We start from the raw sequence: 17,547 nt of genomic DNA, 5'->3' as shown, positions 1-17,547 counted from the left end.
TTCATGTATATTTGACAGATTATTTCACGCATCGTCAGTGATGAAATATTATTTCAACTAACACTAATTTATTTGTTATTTATTTCACACCATGTCTGAACAGTTACTTCTCGACGAGCTCGATCGTCGCATCCTCAACGCCTTGCAAACTGATGCATCGCATACGAATGCCGAGTTGGCCGAACTCGTGCACGTGTCACCGCCCACTTGTTTGCGCCGCGTAAAACAGCTCACCGAAAATGGTGTTATCGAGCGGCAAGTTGCGATCGTGTCGCCGGACAAGCTCGGCGCCCGCCTGACGGCCATCGTCGAGATCACGCTGGACGTGCAGGCAGCCGAGCGCATGGATGAGTTCGAACGCCTGGTGGGGCTCGAGCCGGCCGCCCTGCAGTGCTACCGCGTCACCCCGGGCCCGGATTTCGTGCTGGTGGTGCAGGTGGCCGACATGCCGGCCTACCACGACCTGGCGCACCGCCTGTTCACGGCCCACGCCAACGTGCGCAACGTGAAAGCCTATTTCTCCACCCACCGCAGTAAGTTCGACACCCGCGTCGCCGTCTGAAGTTGTGGATAAAGCTGTGGACTAGCAGTGGAAGCGCCACGGGATAAGCACGGTACAACCCTGTGCTTATCCTGTGCGCTGGCTGTGCATGGCCGGTGGATTACTTCTTGGCCTTCACTGGACGGGTCCATCCTTCGATGGTCATCTGCTTGGGACGCGAGATGGTCAGCTTGCCCGCAGGCGCATCCTTGGTGAGGGTGGTGCCCGCACCCAGGGTCGCGCCCTTGCCGACGGTGACCGGTGCCACCAGCTGGCTGTCGCTGCCGATGAAGGCGTCGTCTTCGATCACGGTGCGGAATTTATTGGCGCCGTCGTAATTGCAGGTAATGGTGCCGGCGCCGATGTTCACGCGCGAGCCGACCGTGGCGTCGCCCACATAAGCCAGGTGATTGGCCTTGCTGTGCGCGGCGACCGTGCTGTTCTTGATCTCGACGAAGTTACCCACATGGACGTCCTCGCCCAGCTCGGTACCCGGGCGCAGGCGCGCGTAGGGGCCGATCTGGGACTTGTCGCCGACGATCGCGTCTTCGATATGGCAGAAGGGCTTGATGGTGGCGCCCGCGCCGATCTTCGCATTGACCAGCACGCAGTGCGGGCCCACGGTGACGCCGTCCGCCAGCTCGACCCGGCCTTCGAACACGCAGCCGACGTCGATCGTGACGTCGCGCCCGCAAACCAGTTCGCCGCGCACGTCGATGCGGGCCGGATCCATCAGGGTGATGCCCTTTTCCAGCAACGCGTTGGCAATGTTCAGCTGGTGGCGGCGCTCGAGCTCGGCCAACTGCACCTTGCTGTTGACGCCCGCCACTTCCCATTCGGCCGAAGGCTGGGCCGATACCACCGGCACGCCATCGGCGACTGCCTGGGCCACGATATCGGTCAGGTAGTACTCGCCCTGCGCATTGTTGTTCGACAGTGCGGACAGCCATTTCTTCAGGTGCGGCGTCGGCACGACCATGATGCCGCTGTTGATCTCGCGAATCGAACGCTCGGCTTCGTTGGCGTCTTTTTCTTCGACGATACGCACGATGCTGCCGTTCTCGCGCACGATGCGGCCCAGCCCGAACGGGTTGGCCTGCTCGACGGTCAGGATGGCCAGCTTGTCGTTGCCGGCCGCTTCCACCAGCTTGGCGAGCGAGGCGGCGGCGGTCAGCGGCACGTCGCCGTAGAGCACCAGGGTCGGCACGTTTTCGTCCAGCTGGGGTACGGCCTGCATGACCGCATGGCCGGTGCCCAGCTGCGGCTGTTGCAGGGCCGTATCGATGGCCGTGCCGGTTGCCGCGGACAGCTTGGCCAGCATCTCCGGCACCGCTGCGCCCCCGTGACCGTAAATCACGCATAATTTACTCAAGGATAAGGTTCGCGCCGTATCGATGACATGCTGCAACAGCGGCTTCCCCGCCAGTGGATGCAGGACTTTCGGCAGCGCAGATTGCATGCGCTTTCCCATGCCGGCGGCGAGGATCACAACGTTCATAAGCCGTTCTCAAAAAGTTGATAATATGAAAAAGTTTAACACGCCAGACAACTTGCTCCGGCGCACGATTGCGCTCTTCATGGTGGTGGTGCTCGCGCTGGCCGCGGGCTGCAGCTCGGTGAAATTCACCTACAACCAGGGCGATACCTTACTGTATTGGTGGATGGATTCCTATGCCGATCTGGAAGGCCAGCAAGCCGATGTCGCCAAACGCGATATCGACAACCTGTTCAAGTGGCACCGCCAGACCCAGCTGCGCGACTACGCGGCCCTGCTCGCCGGCTTCCAGCGCCAGCTGGCCGCCAACCCGACCCAGGCCGACCTGCTGGGCGCCTACAAGGAGATCCGCATCCGCGGCGAGCGCCTGGCTGCGCGCGCCGTGCCGGAAATCACTACCCTCGCACTGTCGATCAAACCCGAGCAGATTGCCAATATCGAGCGCAAATTCAATTCGAAAAACGAGGAATACCGGAAGAAATTTATCCAGGGCAGTGTCGAGAAACGCCAGAAAGCCCGTTTCAAGAAGTCGATGGAACAGTTCGACCTGTGGTTCGGCAATTTCAGCAGCGAACAGGAAGCGACCCTGCGCCGCGCCTCGGACGCGCGTCCGCTGGACAACGAAGCCTGGCTGGAAGAGCGGGTCTGGCGCCAGAAACGCATTCTCGCCACGCTGCGCAAGATTCAGCAGGAAAAGATGAACCGCGACCAGGCGTCTGCCCAGATCCAGGCCATGCAGCGCGAATTCTTCACCCGCATGGAGTCGCCGGAGCGCAAGGCCTTCTATGACACGAGCCTGGACCAGACCACGAAATACATCCTGACCGCGATCCGCATCGCCACACCGGCGCAAAAGAAGCATGCGCAGGAGCGCATGCAGGGCTGGATCACGGATTTCCAGGGCCTGGCAGTCGGTAAGTAACAGCCAGGCGGGCGGGCAGGGCGTCGCCAGAGCGGTGCGATGGCCCATGCTATAGTGCCGCCCATGCAAAAGAAGTCAGCCAAACCCACGGCCCACGGCGCCCCGCGCCTGGCGCCGCGCCAGGTCCGCATCATCGGCGGCGCCTGGAAACGCGTCCTGCTCCCGGTCCTCGATGCCGAAGGTCTGCGTCCCACGCCGGACCGCGTCCGCGAAACGGTCTTCAACTGGATCAACCACCAGCTCGGCGGCGGCTGGGACCAGGCCGCCTTCCTCGACCTGTTTGCCGGCTCCGGCGCCCTCGGTTTCGAAGCGGCCAGCCGCGGCGCGGCCTCGGTGACGATGGTGGACAACCATGGCCCGGCGGCACGCCAGCTCGATGAGACCCGCGAGAAACTGAAAGCGGCCAATGTCCGCGTGCTGCGCACCGATGCGCTGGCGCTGGTGAAAGACCTGGCTGCCCGCGGCCAGCGTTTCGACGTGATCTTCCTCGATCCCCCTTACCAGCTGGGCCTGCTCAGCCAGATCCTGCCGCTGTGCCCGGCCATCCTCAATGAAGGCGGCCTGGTGTATGCGGAAACGGGCGAGCCGCTGCCGCAGGAAGGCGGCGACATCCCCGACTGGCTGCTCGGCTGGGATGCCATCCGCGCCGATAAAGCCGGCATGGTCTATTACTACCTCCTGAAACTGCACAACGACAGCGCCTGAGCGCCAAGTGGCTGTCGATTCTGCACAAGGATTGGGCAAACACCGCCCCAGGCTGGGGCGGGTGCCGGATTTTCAGGCATAATGCGCGTTCTGATTAGGTGATTTCTCCAAGGGGAGCCGCAATGGTTGTAGCCGTTTATCCAGGTACTTTCGATCCGCTCACGCGTGGCCACGAGGATCTCGTTCGCCGTGCCTCGGGCCTGTTCGACCGCCTGGTGGTAGGCGTGGCCGACAGCAAGAACAAGAAGCCCTTCTTCGCGCTCGACGAGCGCCTGGAAATCGCCAATGAAGTGCTGGGCCATTACCCGAACGTGCAGGTCGAGAGTTTCTCCGGCCTGCTCAAGGATTTCGTGCGCAAGCACGATGCGCGCGTCATCGTGCGCGGCCTGCGCGCAGTGTCCGACTTCGAATACGAATTCCAGATGGCGGGCATGAACCGCTACCTGCTGCCCGATGTCGAGACCTTGTTCCTGACCCCGTCCGACCAGTACCAGTTCATCTCCGGCACCATCGTGCGCGAGATCGCCATGCTGGGCGGCGACGTCTCCAAATTCGTCTTCCCCTCGGTGGACCGCTGGCTGCAAAAGAAAATCGCAGCCATCCAGGCCGCGCCGTCAGCCTGAGCAATAACGAGAGCACCGCATGGCCCTCCTGATTACCGACGACTGCATCAATTGCGACGTTTGCGAACCCGAATGCCCGAACGACGCCATTTCGATGGGCGCCGAGTTCTACCAGATCGATCCGCATAAATGCACCGAATGCGTCGGCCACTTCGACGAGCCGACGTGCCAGGTGCTGTGCCCGGTCGCCTGCATTCCGCTCGACCCGGCCTGGCGCGAATCGCGCGAAGAACTGCAGGCGAAATACGAACGCCTCACTGCCGCCAAGGCAAACGCGTAATCTCAAGCCGGCTCATCGCCGGCTTTTTTTTTCGCGTCCCTGACCTGACCCGGATGCGCCTCCCTTGTGTGCGCACACGCGCATAAGCCCGTTTTTCAGCGTGCTATCCTGATTTTCATGGAGACGCCCGACAAGCCAAGTGAAACCCTGCCGTCCGCGCTGCACGAGCACGTCGGCACGGTATCCGATTTCTATGCCCGGCATGAACAGCAAGCCACGGCGGGCCAGCGCCTGTTCGAAAAGATCAGCCTGGTCCTCGGCACCCCGCTCTATGTCGGCGCCAACCTGGTGGGCGCCGTCTTGTGGATGGCCTGGAACCTGCTGGCACCCGGACTGGGTTTCGAGCAATGGGACGAGCCTCCTTTCTTCTGGCTGCAGGGTTTCATTGCGCTGAACGCCTTTGTCATCTCCACCGCCGTGCTGATTCGCCAGAACCGCATGTCCGCCCTGGCCAGCCAGCACTCGCACCTCGATTTGCAGGTCAATCTGCTGGCCGAAGAAAAGAGCAGCAAGATCATCGCGATGCTGGAAGAACTGCGCCGCGACCTGCCCAATGTCCGCAACAAGGTCGACCACGAGGCCGAAGAGCTGGCCAAACCGACCGATACCGAGGCGGTGCTGTCCATCATCGAAGAGTCCGGCGCCCAGCTCAACTGCGAGCGCAAATAAACCCGTTGCGAGAGGCATCCTGGGCGACGTTCGGCCTGTCGATTACCAAAACTCGCTCATGCTGAACGAGTCAATGTGAACTGCGTTTAATGGAAGCGATAGCCGATCCATGATGTTCACATATGCACACATCCTTCCTGATCAGATGCGTTTTCGGCTTTGCCCAGGCGGGGCCGACAGGTTTTGCCTTCTTGTCGCTATTGCTTTTATTATTGGGTTATCTCTACCATAAAGAACCTCAATACATCGCTAAACCAGAATCAGTTCACGCGCCGCACATTCGCTCTTGTTAACTCTTTGTGAACTTTGTGACATGCAAGGGCCGAGAAAAACCCGGTAACGAAGAGTTGATATCGTTCACGCGATCAATGGTGTCCGCCAAGGATAAAACAGGAAAAATGGACGTAAAAAAACGCGGCGTCCAGGTCGGAGGCCGCGTCAAACGGAGAGAATTTGGTCAGTGGCGCTTGGCCAGGTGCAGTTTTGGCGGGCGCGGGCGCACAGCCAGCAGGGCGGCGCGCCCGAGGCCGACGAGCAGGGGACGGAATACCATGCCGGCCCCGCCGAGCAGCGCCAATACGGCTGCGCTGGAAAGAAACTGACCGACAGGCAGGGCGCTGAGGGCGCTGCCGGCAGTCTGGATAAGGGTCAGTGTAGAAGACATGGCGACAATATAGTGCGACGCAACATATAAATCTAATTCCGTTCACTGATGACGCTTATCCATTCTGTGAATAGTTGCGGTACACTTCCCCCATCCTCCGACTGCCCTTATTCGTCCATGAGCTTTCTCACGCTTGACCTGAACCTGCTGCGCGTCTTCGACGCAGTGATGACCGAGCAAAACCTCACCCGCGCGGCCGGCCACCTGGCCATGACCCAGCCTGCCGTCTCGAATGCGATCAAGCGCCTGCGCGAAAGCCTCGGGGACGAACTCCTGATCCGCACCGCCTACGGCGTCAAGCCGACCCCGCGCGCCGAAGCGCTGTGGCCGGCCGTGCGCCAGGCACTGGCGGCGCTGGAAGCGGCCGTGATGCCGGAAACCTTCGACGTGTCCAAGGCGCAGGCCACCTTCCGGATGGCGATGGCCGACGCGACCGCTGCCCTGTGGCTGCCGTCGCTGATGCGCTCGATCGAACGCGAAGCGCCGGGGGTGAACATCCGCATGGTGCCGCTGACTACGCGCGAGCCGCGCCCGATGCTGCTGCGCGGCGACATCGACCTGGCGGTCGGCTTCTTCCCGGGCGTGGCGGCGCAATTGTCCTACGAGACCGGTTCGCCGATCCGCCACGAGCGCCTGTATTCGGGGGTGTATGTGTGCGTGATGCGCAAGGACCATCCGCTGGCCAAGGAAAAGCTCGACCTCGACACCTATTGCAAGGCGAACCATTTATTGGTGAGTTTCTCGGGCCGCGCCCACGGCCTGGTGGATGAAGCACTGGCCCAGATCGGCCGCGAACGCCGCATCCTGCTGACGGTGAACCAGTTCTTCACGGCAGGGCGGGTCGTGGCCAATTCGGATTTGATCACGGTGCTGCCGAAGCACCTGATCGCGTCGACGGGCTCGACCGACGCCCTGATCTGGCGCGAACTGCCGTTCGCGCTGCCGGCCGTGCACCTGGACATGCTCTGGCACGAGCGCGACGGCCGCAGCCATGCGCACCGCTGGCTGCGCACCAACCTGGAAAATATGGCCGAGACCGCGGCGCCGAAATCTACCGTACGTAAAACCGCTTGAGGCGATTTACCGGATCGGCAGTTTGGTGGTGTTCTTGACTTCTTCCATCACCGCATAGGTGTGCGTCTCGCGCACGCCTTTTTGCAGCAGGGTCTTGCCCAGGAATTCGCGGTAGGCCGCCATGTCTTTCACGCGCGCTTTCACCAGGTAGTCGAAGCCGCCGGCCACCATGTGGCATTCCAGCACTTCCGGGATCATTTGCACGCTTTGTTTGAATGCGTCGAACACTTCGGGAGTGGTACGATCGAGTACCACTTCGATGAAAACCAGCAGCGAGACGTCCAGCAGCTGCGGGTTGAGCTGGGCCGTATAGCCCATGATGTAGCCGGACTCGTGCAGTTTGCGCACGCGCTCCAGGCAAGCGGCAGGAGACAGATTCACACGGGCGGCCAGCTCGACGTTGCTGATGCGCCCGTCGTTTTGCAGCTCCGCCAGAATTTTCTTGCTGATCTTGTCGAGCATGGTCATCTCCTGCCATGTAAATATTATTTGGTCAGATTGTCTCACCAAAAACTATCTATTGCTAGTCTGTCGTAAAAACAGAATTAATCCAGAAGATTTCCTTCTACAATCAACCTTTCTACTGAATCATCGATCGCTTGTGTGAACGCGCCGGCTGCCTGTTGCGCAGCGCGGCGTTTTTTGCTGGGCGCTCGGCCACTGTTTCCCTTTTTAAAGATTTCGCCATGCTGACTGCCGCCCTTCCGGCCACCACCTTCCTTCCTTTCGACGCGCTCCAGCGTGAGCTCAAGCACGAGCAAACCCCGCTGCGCGCCGCCATTACTGCGGCTTACCGCCGCGAGGAATCCGAAGCCGTGCAGTGGCTGCTGGCGCAAGGCGCGAGCGCCAACGGCGACGCCCACATGCTGGCGCACCGCCTGGTCTCGAGCGTGCGCGACAAGCGCACCCGCTCGTCCGGCGTGGACGCGCTGATGCACGAGTTCTCGCTGTCGTCGGAAGAAGGCGTGGCATTGATGTGCCTGGCAGAAGCGCTGCTGCGCATCCCGGACAGCGAAACGGCCGACCGCCTGATCGCCGACAAGATCAGCCGCGGCGACTGGAAGAAGCACCTGGGCGAATCGCCTTCGCTGTTCGTCAACGCCGCCACCTGGGGCCTGCTCATCACCGGGAAGCTGGTGTCGACCAATAGCGAAAAGACCCTGGGCTCGGCGCTCACGCGCATCATCGCCAAGGGCGGCGAACCCTTGATCCGCAAGGGCGTCGACATGGCCATGCGCATGCTGGGCAACCAGTTCGTCACCGGCCAGACCATCGGCGAAGCGCTCAAGAACAGCCGCGAGAACGAAAGCCGCGGCTACCGCTATTCCTACGACATGCTGGGCGAAGCGGCGCTGACCGAAAGCGATGCGAAGAATTACTACGCCTCGTATGAAACGGCGATCCACGCGATCGGCCGCGCCTCGAACGGCCGCGGCATCAAGGACGGCCCGGGCATCTCGATCAAGCTGTCGGCCCTGCACCCGCGCTACAGCCGCTCGCAGCATGTGCGCATGATGGGCGAACTGCTGCCGCGCGTGCGCAGCCTGGTGCTGCTGGCGAAAGGCTACAACATCGGCATCAACATCGATGCGGAAGAAGCCGACCGCCTCGAGATCTCGCTCGACATGCTGGAAGTGCTGGCTTTCGATCCGGAGCTGGCGGGCTTCGAGGGCATCGGCCTGGTGGTGCAGGCCTATCAAAAACGCTGCCCCTTCGTGATCGACTACCTGGTCGACCTGGCTAAGCGCAGCGGCCGCAAATTCATGGTGCGCCTGGTGAAGGGCGCCTACTGGGACGCCGAGATCAAGCGCGCCCAGGTCGAAGGCATGCCTGGCTATCCGGTCTACACGCGCAAGGTCTACACCGATGTGTCCTACCTGACCTGCGCGCGCAAGCTCCTGGCGGCGGCCGACATCCTGTATCCGCAGTTCGCCACCCACAACGCGCATTCGCTGTCGGTGATCTACACCTGGGCCAAGGCCGACGGAGTCGAGAGCTACGAATTCCAGTGCCTGCACGGCATGGGCGAGACCCTGTACGACCAGGTGGTCGGCAAGGACAAGCTGGGCAAGGCCTGCCGCATCTATGCGCCGGTCGGTTCGCACGAAACCCTGCTGGCCTACCTGGTGCGCCGCCTGCTGGAAAACGGCGCCAACTCCTCCTTCGTGAACCAGATCGTCGATGAAAGCGTGGCCATCGATTCGCTGCTGGCCGACCCGTTCGAGCAGGCGCGCGCCGCCGGGGGCAAGCCGCACCCGGCGATCGCCCTGCCGCTGCAGATGTTCGGCGCCGAGCGCAAGAACTCCGCGGGCCTGGACCTGGTCAACGAAAACACGCTGCGCCTGGTGGCCGACGCGCTGGCCCAGCCGCGCCGTCACGTCGCCGCGCCCCTGATCGCCGGTCCCGTGGCCGCAGTCGAACTCGCGAACATCGTCAACCCGGCGCAATCGACCGATATCGTCGGCCAGGTGGTCGAAGCGTCGCGCACCGACGTCGAGACCGCGCTGGCCGCAGCCAGCGCCTTTGCCGGCGAATGGGAAGCGACCAATGTGGACAGCCGCGCCGCCATGCTCGAGCGCACCGCCGACCTGTTCGAGGAAAACGGCCTGGAGCTGATGGCCCTGGCCGTGCGCGAAGCCGGCAAGTCGCTGCCGAACGCGATCGCCGAGCTGCGCGAAGCGGTCGACTTCCTGCGCTATTACGCGGTGCAGATTCGCGCTTCCAAGGCCGACGGCGCATTGGGCCCCGTGACCTGCATCAGCCCCTGGAACTTCCCGCTGGCGATCTTCACCGGCCAGGTGGCAGCAAGCCTGGCGGCCGGCAACGTGGTGCTGGCCAAGCCGGCCGAGCAGACGCCCCTGATCGCGCACCGCGCGGTGGAACTGTTCATCGAGGCGGGCTTCCCGCGCGCGGCGATCCAGCTGCTGCCGGGCCGCGGCGAAGTCGTGGGCGCCGCGCTCACCGCCGATGCGCGCGTAAAAGGCGTGATCTTCACCGGCTCGACCGAAGTGGCGCAGCTGATCAACCGCACCCTGGCCAAGCGTGGCGAAACCGAAGGCATCGATATCCCGCTGGTGGCGGAGACCGGCGGCCAGAATGCGCTGATCGTCGATTCGTCGGCGCTGCCGGAGCAGGTGGTGTCGGACGTGCTGTCCTCGGCCTTCGATTCGGCCGGCCAGCGCTGCTCGGCGCTGCGCGTGCTCTTCCTGCAGGAAGACATCGCCGACAAGACCATCAAGATGCTCAAGGGTGCGATGCAGGAGCTGCGCGTGGGCAGCCCGGACCGCCTGTCGACCGACATCGGCCCGGTGATCGATGCCGAGGCCAAGGGCAACCTGCTGGCCCACATCGAGCGCATGCGCGCCACCGCGCGCAGCCACTTCGCGCTCGAGCTGCCTGACAGTGTGACGGGCAGCGGCACCTTCGTGCCGCCCACGGTGCTGGAAATCGGCTCGCTGGCCGAACTCAAGCAGGAAGTCTTCGGTCCGGTGCTGCACATCGTGCGCTACCGCCGCGCCGACCTGCCGAAGGTGATCGACACCATCAACGCCACCGGCTACGGCCTGACCCTGGGCGTGCACTCGCGCATCGACGAGACCATCGACTTCATCGTCGCGCGTGCGCATGTGGGCAACATCTACGTCAACCGCAATATCGTCGGCGCGGTGGTCGGCGTGCAACCCTTCGGCGGCGAAGGCAAGTCCGGCACCGGTCCGAAAGCCGGCGGTCCGCTCTACCTCAAGCGCCTGCAGCGCAATGCCGCCCCCTTGATGCAGCACAGCCGCAGCAATGACGCGGGCCTGGAAGCCCTGCTGGGCTGGATGCGCACGCATGGCCGGCAGGACGCCGCCACGCTCGCGCAGGATTATGGCCGCACCGCGCTGACCGGCGTCGAGATCGCGCTGCCGGGTCCGACCGGCGAGCGCAATACGCTGGCGTTCACCTCGCGCGGCACCGTGCTGTGCGCACCCGCCACGGCTGCCGGCCTGCTCAACCAGGTGGCTGCCAGCCTGGCCACCGGCAACCGCGCGCTGGTCCTGGCCGAGCCGGGCCTGATCCCGGCCGACCTGCCGGCCCTGGTGAAAGCGCGCCTGCGCTTTGTCGGCATGGACGAGATCGACGCGGGCGAATTCCAGGTCGCACTGGTGGAAGCCGGATTGACAGGTCCCCTGCGTAGCAAACTGGCGGCGCGCAGCGGCGCCATCGTCGGCATCGTCGACACCGACGCCGCTACCCCGGTCGCCCTGTGGCGCCTGGTGGCCGAGCGCGCCGTCTGCGTCAACACGACGGCCGCTGGCGGCAACGCAAGCCTGATGACGCTCGGCGTGTCATGACCGGAGTAGGAGTATCGTAGGGTGGGCAGGTTTCCTGCCCACCCAGTGATCGTTGTAGGTTGCAGCAGCTGGAGACAATTCTTATAACTTGGAGGCAGACATGCTAGTAGGCGTACCAAAGGAGATCAAGAACCACGAATACCGCGTCGGGCTCACGCCGCCGTCGGTGCGCGAGCTGACCCTGCGCGGGGTCGACGTCATCGTGCAGCAGGGCGCCGGCGAGCAGATCGGGCTGTCGGACGAGCAATACGTGGCGGCCGGCGCCACCATGGTCGCCAGCGCACAGGAAATCTTCGCGCGCGCCGACATGGTGGTCAAGGTCAAGGAACCGCAGCCGGTCGAGTGCTCCATGCTGCGCGAAGGGCAGATCCTCTACACCTACCTGCACCTGGCTCCCGATCCCGAGCAGACCGCGGCGCTCGTGAAATCCGGCGCGGTCTGCATCGCCTACGAAACCGTCACCGGCGCCGGCGGCGGCTTGCCGCTGCTGGCGCCAATGAGCGAAGTGGCCGGCCGCATGTCGATCCAGGCCGGCGCCGCCCACCTCGAGAAATCCAAGGGCGGCATGGGCCTGCTGCTGGGCGGCGTGCCGGGTGTGGCGCCGGGTCACGTGGTCATCATCGGCGCCGGCGTGGTCGGCACCAATGCGCTGCAGATGGCGGTCGGTACCGGTGCGCGCGTGACGGTGCTCGATAAAAACGTCGACCGCCTGCGCCAGCTCGACCTGGTCTACGGCAACCGCATCGCCACCGTCTACTCCAACGCGCATGCGATCGAGGAGGCGGTCTTGTCGGCCGACCTGGTGATCGGCGGCGTCTTGGTGCCGGGCGCCGCGGCGCCCAAGCTGGTCACCCGCGACATGATCTCGCGCATGAAGAAGGGCGCGGTGGTGGTGGACGTGGCGATCGACCAGGGCGGCTGCTTCGAGACCTCGCATGCGACCACCCATGCCGACCCTACGTTCGTCGTCGATGGCGTGATCCACTACTGCGTGGCGAACATGCCGGGCGCGGTGGCGCGCACCTCGACCTTCGCGCTGAACAACGCGACCATCGGCCACGCAGTAGCGCTGGCGACCAAGGGCTGGCGCCAGGCCTTATCGGATGATGTCCACCTGCGCAACGGCCTGAACGTCTGCCAGGGCAAGGTGACTTACCGGGCCGTGGCCAGGGACCTCGGCTACGACTTCGTGCCGGCCGAGTCGCTGCTGGGCTGAATCTTGGTCAAAGGGGCGCCTGCGCCAGGTCCCGGCATACGCGCCGGGTGATGTGGAAGGCATACTGCGCGGCCACCGATTTCACGAAACGCATGAAATCGATGGCCGCGTGTTCATTGGCGTTGTCGGAAATCGTGCGGATCACCGCGCAGGGCACGCCCAGCTCGTAGCACACCTGCGCCACCGCGGCGCCTTCCATTTCCACCGCCACCAGCCCGGGCAGGGCGGTATTGAGGCCCGCGAGATGGGTGCGGTCGGTCATGAACTGGTCGCCGCTGGCCACCAGGCCCCGGTGCACGCGCGGCTGCTGCAGGCGGAATGCGCGGCGCTCGGCTTCGCTCACCACATCCACGAAATCCTGCTCCAAAAAGTCATGGGCGGCGCGCGACAGGCGTAGCGACAGCTGCTGGTCGGGCCGGAAGTGGCTCATGCCCGTCAGCGGCACCTCGAAACGGGGAAATAGCGGGCTGGCGTCCATGTCATGCTGGACCAGCGCTTCGGCCACCACGATATCGCCCACCTGCACGCTCTGGTCGCCCGCGCCGGCCACGCCGGTGAACAGGATGTGGGTAACGCCGAACTTTTCCACAAGCGTGGTGGCCGTCATGGCCGCCGCAACCTTCCCAATTCGCGACAGGACGCACACAGCGTCGATTTCCCACAGCTGTCCACTGCGGTACTCGCGTTTGCCGTGGATGAGCGTGGCGGGGCCTCTCATGGCTTCCACGAGCCCCTGCTGTTCTTCCGCCAGTGCGCTGATGATCCCTAACCGCATATTTTTCTACCGTGATTGCCGGATCACGATGATACCCGGCGCGCGCCGCCCGGGCGCAAACCCGGGCCGCGGCGCCTGAACGCGCTTACTGCACCGTCAGCGCCACGTCGTCCACCAGGAAGGTCGTCTGCAGCGACGCATCCTCGGCCGCGGCGAAGAAGACCTGCACCGTCTGGCCCTTGTAGGCCGTCAGGTCGACCGTCCTTTGCACATAGCCCGTGCCCTTGTTCAGGTTCGAGTAGGTCGCCGGCGTGGCCAGGATGGTGCCGCCGCTATTGCGCACCTGGAGCTTGAGCGTGTCGAAGGCGGAGGTGGTGGTCGTTTCGGCCGACCCGACCTGCAGCCAGAACGACAGCGTCGCGCTGGCGGCGGTCGAAGGAATCGCGATCTGCTGGTACAGGTTGTCGGTGCGGGTGGCGCCGGTGCCGGCGAATTTCGCCTCCCAGCTGCCCGTGCGCGGAGCCGTGGCGGCCACGTTGTTGATGATGCTGCCGCCGCCGCTCCAGGACACCGCCCCCGACTCGAAGCCCGGATTGGCCAGCAGCTGGGTGCCGCCGGTGCCGCCGCCATTGCTGATGCTGAAGGCCGCGGCGTTCGAGCTGCCTACGTTGCCGGCCGCGTCATACGCCTTGGCCACCAGGGTGTGGCCGCCGTTGGCAAGGGTAGTAGAGTCGAGCAGCATCGAATAGGGCGAGGTGGTGTCCGTCCCTTTGAGCAGGTTATCCACATAGAACTCGACCTTGCTCACGCCGACGTTGTCGCTGGCGCTGGCCGACAGGGTGATGGTGCCGCTCGTGCCGGATGCGCTCGCGCTCACGCTTGGTGCGACCGTGTCGCCGGAGCTTGCGGTTTGCGTGACCCAGATCGGCGCCGACCACAGGATCTTGCCGTCGCTCTGGGTGATCTTCGCATAGTAGAAGTGCTCGCCCAGGCTCGGGGTGATGGTGGTGCTGGCCGTTGTGGACAACTGGGTCACCGTGCCGTTGCGCTTGGGGACGCCCTCGAAGATCGCCACCGTCGATACGGTCTTGCCGGACGTGTTGGCGAAGTTCGCCACCAGGGTCAAGGGTCCGCTGTTGGTGATGCGCTCGCCCATCACGCGCCCGTTGGCGGTCAGCACCAGCTGCGAAGTCTTGTCCATGGTCGCAAACACCCGCCGTGCGCGCAGCGCATCGACAAAACTGGCGTTGGTCAGCGCCGTGCCGGTGGGGATCAAGACCCCGGTGCGGTTGGTGTAGGACGCGCCCCAGTTGGCGCAGTGGTTGTCCTGGTTGGTCGAAAACGCGACGTGGAAGCCCGCTTCCAGCGCCTTCTTGCACGCGCTTTCATAGGTGCTGCGGCCGGTTTCGGATTCCGTGGTGTTGGTCGAGAAGGCCGAGGTGTTCATCACTTCGCACAGCACCATGGCCTGGTCGCCGTCGGCCGTATAGCCCAGCGCCACGCCGTTGGCGAGGAACTGGCCGCTGCTTTCCGGGTGATTGAACTGGCCGATGTAGCCGCGGTTCTTCATCAGGGTGTAGAGCGCCGGGTAGTCGGTCTTGGCGGTAAAGGCGTCGCCCAGCAGCTGGTTGCTGGCGTTGTATTCCCATTGCAGCAGCTCGGTGCTGTTGAGGATATTCAGGTGGCCGCCATTGCTGATCACGCCCCATTCCAGGCCATACACGGCGAGGAAATTCGGGTTGGCCAGGTTGAAGTCGGCCGCCGCTTTCAGGCCGGCCGCATACAGCGCCTTGGCGGTGGCCGGGCTGGCCGCCGTGTTGGTCGAGCTCGAGCCGTCGTACATGTGGTTGTGTTCCGACGCCATCAGGATATCCAGGCCCCGGTTCTTCGCATAGGCAAAAGCATCGGTCGGACCGAAGGCGCCGGCCTGCGGGCTTTCGGAGCTGGTGCAGGACGCCAGTGCGCCGCCGCCGTCGCTGTGGTTGGTCTGGCTGTGCAGGTTGGCGTAGTAGACGGTGTAGGGGAGCGACGCGGTGGCCGGCACCGAGGCGGGCGACACGTTGCCCGGCATAGGAGACGTGCCCGATTTTGCGGCAGGCATGGCAGGCTGGCCGGCGCTGGTGAGCAGCGGCTGGAAGGCCGGCATCGGCACCGCGCCCGGGTCGCCGACGGCGATGTCCCAGCCCTGCTCGATGCGGTGGCCCTGTTCGCCCTCGAGCAGGGCGCCGATCTCGTCGCCAACGAGCTTGCGGTTGCCGCGCCCATCCTTTTCATGCGCCACGGCGATCAAGCGCACGTGGTAGATGCCGTCGCGCAGGGCAGGGTCGCTGCTGCGTCCGGCCCACTTCACCTTGACCTCGACCGACTTGTTCGACAGCAGTTCGCTGCCCTGCCAGCGCTCGATGACCCGCTGCGCGGGATCGACCAGTTCCAGACGCCAGGCGATGTCGTGGGCCTGCTCGACGAAAGGATAGCTGAAGGTGAGCGCAAACACGCGCCCTTCCGCGCTTGAGGCCGCCGCGTTGTACGGCGCATGCAGCGTCGCCTCGAACTCGCGGTGATCCGCTTCGGAAGCAAAACCCGCATGGCTGAAGCCAAGCGCCAGAACCAGTGGAAGCAATTTCAAGCTGCGAACGTGGTGCATGTGCGTCCCCTCTTTTCTCTCTTGTTATGAAAAGTACAAACTCTGACAACAATGCATGACACATTGATGACAAACAAGCACTTTCTGAGGGGAACTGAGCAGTTGTTGTCAATACGCTGAGAAAAATACGCGTCAGAGCGCCTTGCGGAAATAGACGACGCGGTTAGTTTCTTCGAAACCGAGCGCCCGGTGCATCGCATGGCTGGCCGTATTGTCGAGCAAGGCGTCGGATGCCATTTCGCTGCAGCCCTGCATACGCGCCCATTGCTCGGCAGCCTGGACCAGCAGGCCGGCAATGCCCTGTTTCCTGAAAACGGGTTCGACGTACAGGCCTTCCAGGAAGCCGACCGGCGACGAGCCGGTGCCATTGACGTAATCCGTGCGCACGGCAACTTCGACCAGCCCCTGGGGCTCGTCCGTGCCTGCACAGGCAAGGAACTGTGCATAACGTCCAGGTTGTTCACACAGTTCCCGCATTTCCCGCAGGTGGTCTGCGCTGTCGGCTGGCCACAAGGCCATGCGCAGCTGCAGCCAGCCGGGTTCTTCCATGGATAGACACCGCTTGATCGAGCTCATGAATCTCCTTTTGGCGCAGGATGCTTTCCTGTTTCGCCGGTCTTACCAGGGCAAAGAGGGCAAAGCCGTCCCCCCGGGTTGTCCAACGCCGGCGCTTCAGGGTTTTAGTTAACTAAGATGTATATATAAAACTAGTAGTAGTTAGTAAACGTGGCCTTTTCTGTTGATAAGTCGCGTTTACTCCACAAGATCAAACACTTGCGCTGTCATTTTCGTGCGGGACAAAGCCTGTGTGCAGATTGAACGGATGGTGGACAGATTTTTGGCCGATCGGAATTCGTCCTGTTCTGCACATCTGCTCCTGTGGATATGCATGGGCTTGTCCACAGATGCGTCGTCGAGATTGAGCCGAAAAAGCGGTTTTGCAGACAAGTTGGTGCTCCTACGACAGCGGCGTTGGTGTCTTGCCGTCCAGGTGAAGCATCCAGGTTCGGTAGCGCAGGTTTGCCAGGTGCTGAGCGGATCACTTCGCCGGCTCGTTGACGCTCGCCGAATGTCGCGATCAAGAAGTTGCCGGTGCATGTGCTGCGCGTCGGTTCACCAACTGGCCTGCCTGTCGTGCATGGACTGACGGTGTGTGGGTCTTGGGAAGCGACGAATTCCCGCAACTTGCTTGGTTTATTGTTTTAGTTAACTAGGTTGTATACAAAATAGTAGTAATAGTAAACGCCGACTGATTTGTGGATAAGCCTTGTTTTTTCCACAGCATCAAGGACTTAAGTCGCTTTCAAGCTGCTGTACAAGCAGTGTTTGTAAACTGTAGGGAAGTTGGACAGAATCAAGGGCTTGCCGCTTACCGCGCTGTTCTACACATTCGATCCTGTGGATATCCCAACTGTTTTCCACAGGTGCAAGCAGGGCGGTTTTTAAAAAGCGTGCAGGCGGTTTTGCAGGAAAACGATGCGATGGCTTGGCGCATCGATGTGTGCGGCTTCCGGTTTGTCGGATCAAGACGACGTGAGCAGGAAAAAAAATTTTCAGGAAATCTTTCAAAGGTTTACAAGTTAAGTATGTATACAAAATAGTAGTAATAGTTAAGGGCGGCCCCGTTCTGTGGAGAAGGCAGTTAACACGAGAAGAATCAAGCGC

16 protein-coding genes are annotated in these 17,547 nt (G+C 62.9%); 10 read left to right on the top strand and 6 right to left on the bottom strand.

Annotated elements, in window-relative coordinates:
- Positions 1–91: 91 nt before the first annotated feature.
- The gene (locus AC3XQU_RS13920) at positions 92–562 is read left to right on the top strand and encodes an Lrp/AsnC family transcriptional regulator (RefSeq protein ID WP_489874752.1); all 471 of its coding nucleotides are present in this window, start codon (positions 92–94) and stop codon (positions 560–562) included.
- A 100-nt stretch (positions 563–662) separates the two neighbouring features.
- Here the strand turns inward: AC3XQU_RS13920 and glmU are convergent, their stop codons facing one another.
- On the bottom strand, positions 663–2,039 hold the full coding sequence (gene glmU / locus AC3XQU_RS13915) for a bifunctional UDP-N-acetylglucosamine diphosphorylase/glucosamine-1-phosphate N-acetyltransferase GlmU (protein ID WP_489874751.1): 1,377 nt from the start codon (positions 2,037–2,039) through the stop codon (positions 663–665).
- A gap of 25 nt (positions 2,040–2,064) precedes the next feature.
- Between glmU and AC3XQU_RS13910 the strand changes: the two genes are divergently transcribed.
- The 5 genes from AC3XQU_RS13910 (at position 2,065) to AC3XQU_RS13890 (ending at position 5,235) form a co-directional block, all read left to right on the top strand.
- Entirely contained in the window at positions 2,065–2,958 is an 894-nt protein-coding gene (locus tag AC3XQU_RS13910; RefSeq protein ID WP_489874750.1) for a DUF6279 family lipoprotein, read from the top strand.
- A 63-nt stretch (positions 2,959–3,021) separates the two neighbouring features.
- The gene (rsmD, locus tag AC3XQU_RS13905; protein WP_489874749.1) at positions 3,022–3,663 is read left to right on the top strand and encodes a 16S rRNA (guanine(966)-N(2))-methyltransferase RsmD; all 642 of its coding nucleotides are present in this window, start codon (positions 3,022–3,024) and stop codon (positions 3,661–3,663) included.
- Between the two features lie 122 nt (positions 3,664–3,785).
- A complete protein-coding gene (gene coaD, locus AC3XQU_RS13900) occupies positions 3,786–4,286 on the top strand; it encodes a pantetheine-phosphate adenylyltransferase (protein ID WP_489874748.1) in 501 nt (166 codons plus the stop codon).
- Between the two features lie 19 nt (positions 4,287–4,305).
- Positions 4,306–4,566 carry a YfhL family 4Fe-4S dicluster ferredoxin gene (locus tag AC3XQU_RS13895; protein ID WP_489874747.1) on the top strand — a complete coding sequence of 87 codons (261 nt, stop codon included), beginning with the start codon at positions 4,306–4,308 and terminating at the stop codon, positions 4,564–4,566.
- Between the two features lie 117 nt (positions 4,567–4,683).
- Positions 4,684–5,235: a DUF1003 domain-containing protein gene (locus AC3XQU_RS13890; RefSeq protein ID WP_489874746.1), complete on the top strand. Its 552-nt coding sequence runs from the start codon at positions 4,684–4,686 to the stop codon at positions 5,233–5,235.
- 457 nt (positions 5,236–5,692) lie between these two features.
- Here the strand turns inward: AC3XQU_RS13890 and AC3XQU_RS13885 are convergent, their stop codons facing one another.
- Positions 5,693–5,899 carry a hypothetical protein gene (locus AC3XQU_RS13885; RefSeq protein WP_489874745.1) on the bottom strand — a complete coding sequence of 69 codons (207 nt, stop codon included), beginning with the start codon at positions 5,897–5,899 and terminating at the stop codon, positions 5,693–5,695.
- Positions 5,900–6,016: 117 nt separating this feature from the next.
- On the opposite strand from AC3XQU_RS13885, the gene AC3XQU_RS13880 reads away from it, so the two are divergent.
- Positions 6,017–6,973: a LysR family transcriptional regulator gene (locus tag AC3XQU_RS13880; RefSeq protein WP_489874744.1), complete on the top strand. Its 957-nt coding sequence runs from the start codon at positions 6,017–6,019 to the stop codon at positions 6,971–6,973.
- A gap of 6 nt (positions 6,974–6,979) precedes the next feature.
- On the opposite strand, the gene AC3XQU_RS13875 is transcribed toward AC3XQU_RS13880, so the two are convergent.
- Entirely contained in the window at positions 6,980–7,435 is a 456-nt protein-coding gene (locus AC3XQU_RS13875; protein ID WP_005664065.1) for an Lrp/AsnC ligand binding domain-containing protein, read from the bottom strand.
- A 224-nt stretch (positions 7,436–7,659) separates the two neighbouring features.
- On the opposite strand from AC3XQU_RS13875, the gene putA reads away from it, so the two are divergent.
- Both putA and ald read left to right on the top strand, forming a co-directional pair.
- Positions 7,660–11,307 carry a trifunctional transcriptional regulator/proline dehydrogenase/L-glutamate gamma-semialdehyde dehydrogenase gene (gene putA / locus AC3XQU_RS13870; protein ID WP_489874743.1) on the top strand — a complete coding sequence of 1,216 codons (3,648 nt, stop codon included), beginning with the start codon at positions 7,660–7,662 and terminating at the stop codon, positions 11,305–11,307.
- A 100-nt stretch (positions 11,308–11,407) separates the two neighbouring features.
- On the top strand, positions 11,408–12,523 hold the full coding sequence (ald, locus tag AC3XQU_RS13865; RefSeq protein ID WP_489874742.1) for an alanine dehydrogenase: 1,116 nt from the start codon (positions 11,408–11,410) through the stop codon (positions 12,521–12,523).
- A gap of 7 nt (positions 12,524–12,530) precedes the next feature.
- On the opposite strand, the gene AC3XQU_RS13860 is transcribed toward ald, so the two are convergent.
- The 3 genes from AC3XQU_RS13860 to aac(6') all read right to left on the bottom strand — a co-directional run bounded on the left by AC3XQU_RS13860 (position 12,531) and on the right by aac(6') (position 16,431).
- Positions 12,531–13,298 (bottom strand): 5'-methylthioadenosine/adenosylhomocysteine nucleosidase, encoded by a 768-nt coding sequence (locus tag AC3XQU_RS13860; protein WP_489874741.1) that lies wholly within the window; start codon positions 13,296–13,298, stop codon positions 12,531–12,533.
- Positions 13,299–13,383: 85 nt separating this feature from the next.
- Positions 13,384–15,882, bottom strand: a complete 2,499-nt coding sequence (locus AC3XQU_RS13855) for a CehA/McbA family metallohydrolase (protein WP_489874740.1) — start codon at positions 15,880–15,882, stop codon at positions 13,384–13,386.
- Between the two features lie 132 nt (positions 15,883–16,014).
- Positions 16,015–16,431, bottom strand: coding sequence for an aminoglycoside 6'-N-acetyltransferase (gene aac(6'), locus AC3XQU_RS13850; RefSeq protein WP_489874908.1), 417 nt, complete (start codon positions 16,429–16,431; stop codon positions 16,015–16,017).
- A 707-nt stretch (positions 16,432–17,138) separates the two neighbouring features.
- Here aac(6') and AC3XQU_RS13845 point away from each other — a divergent pair.
- Complete coding sequence (locus AC3XQU_RS13845; protein ID WP_489874739.1) at positions 17,139–17,483, top strand: hypothetical protein; 345 nt, start codon at positions 17,139–17,141, stop codon at positions 17,481–17,483.
- The last annotated feature ends 64 nt before the right edge of the window (positions 17,484–17,547 follow it).

This window comes from Telluria sp. AZSoR62 (genome assembly GCF_058111565.1).
This window is presented reverse-complemented; position numbering and strand designations above follow the sequence as displayed.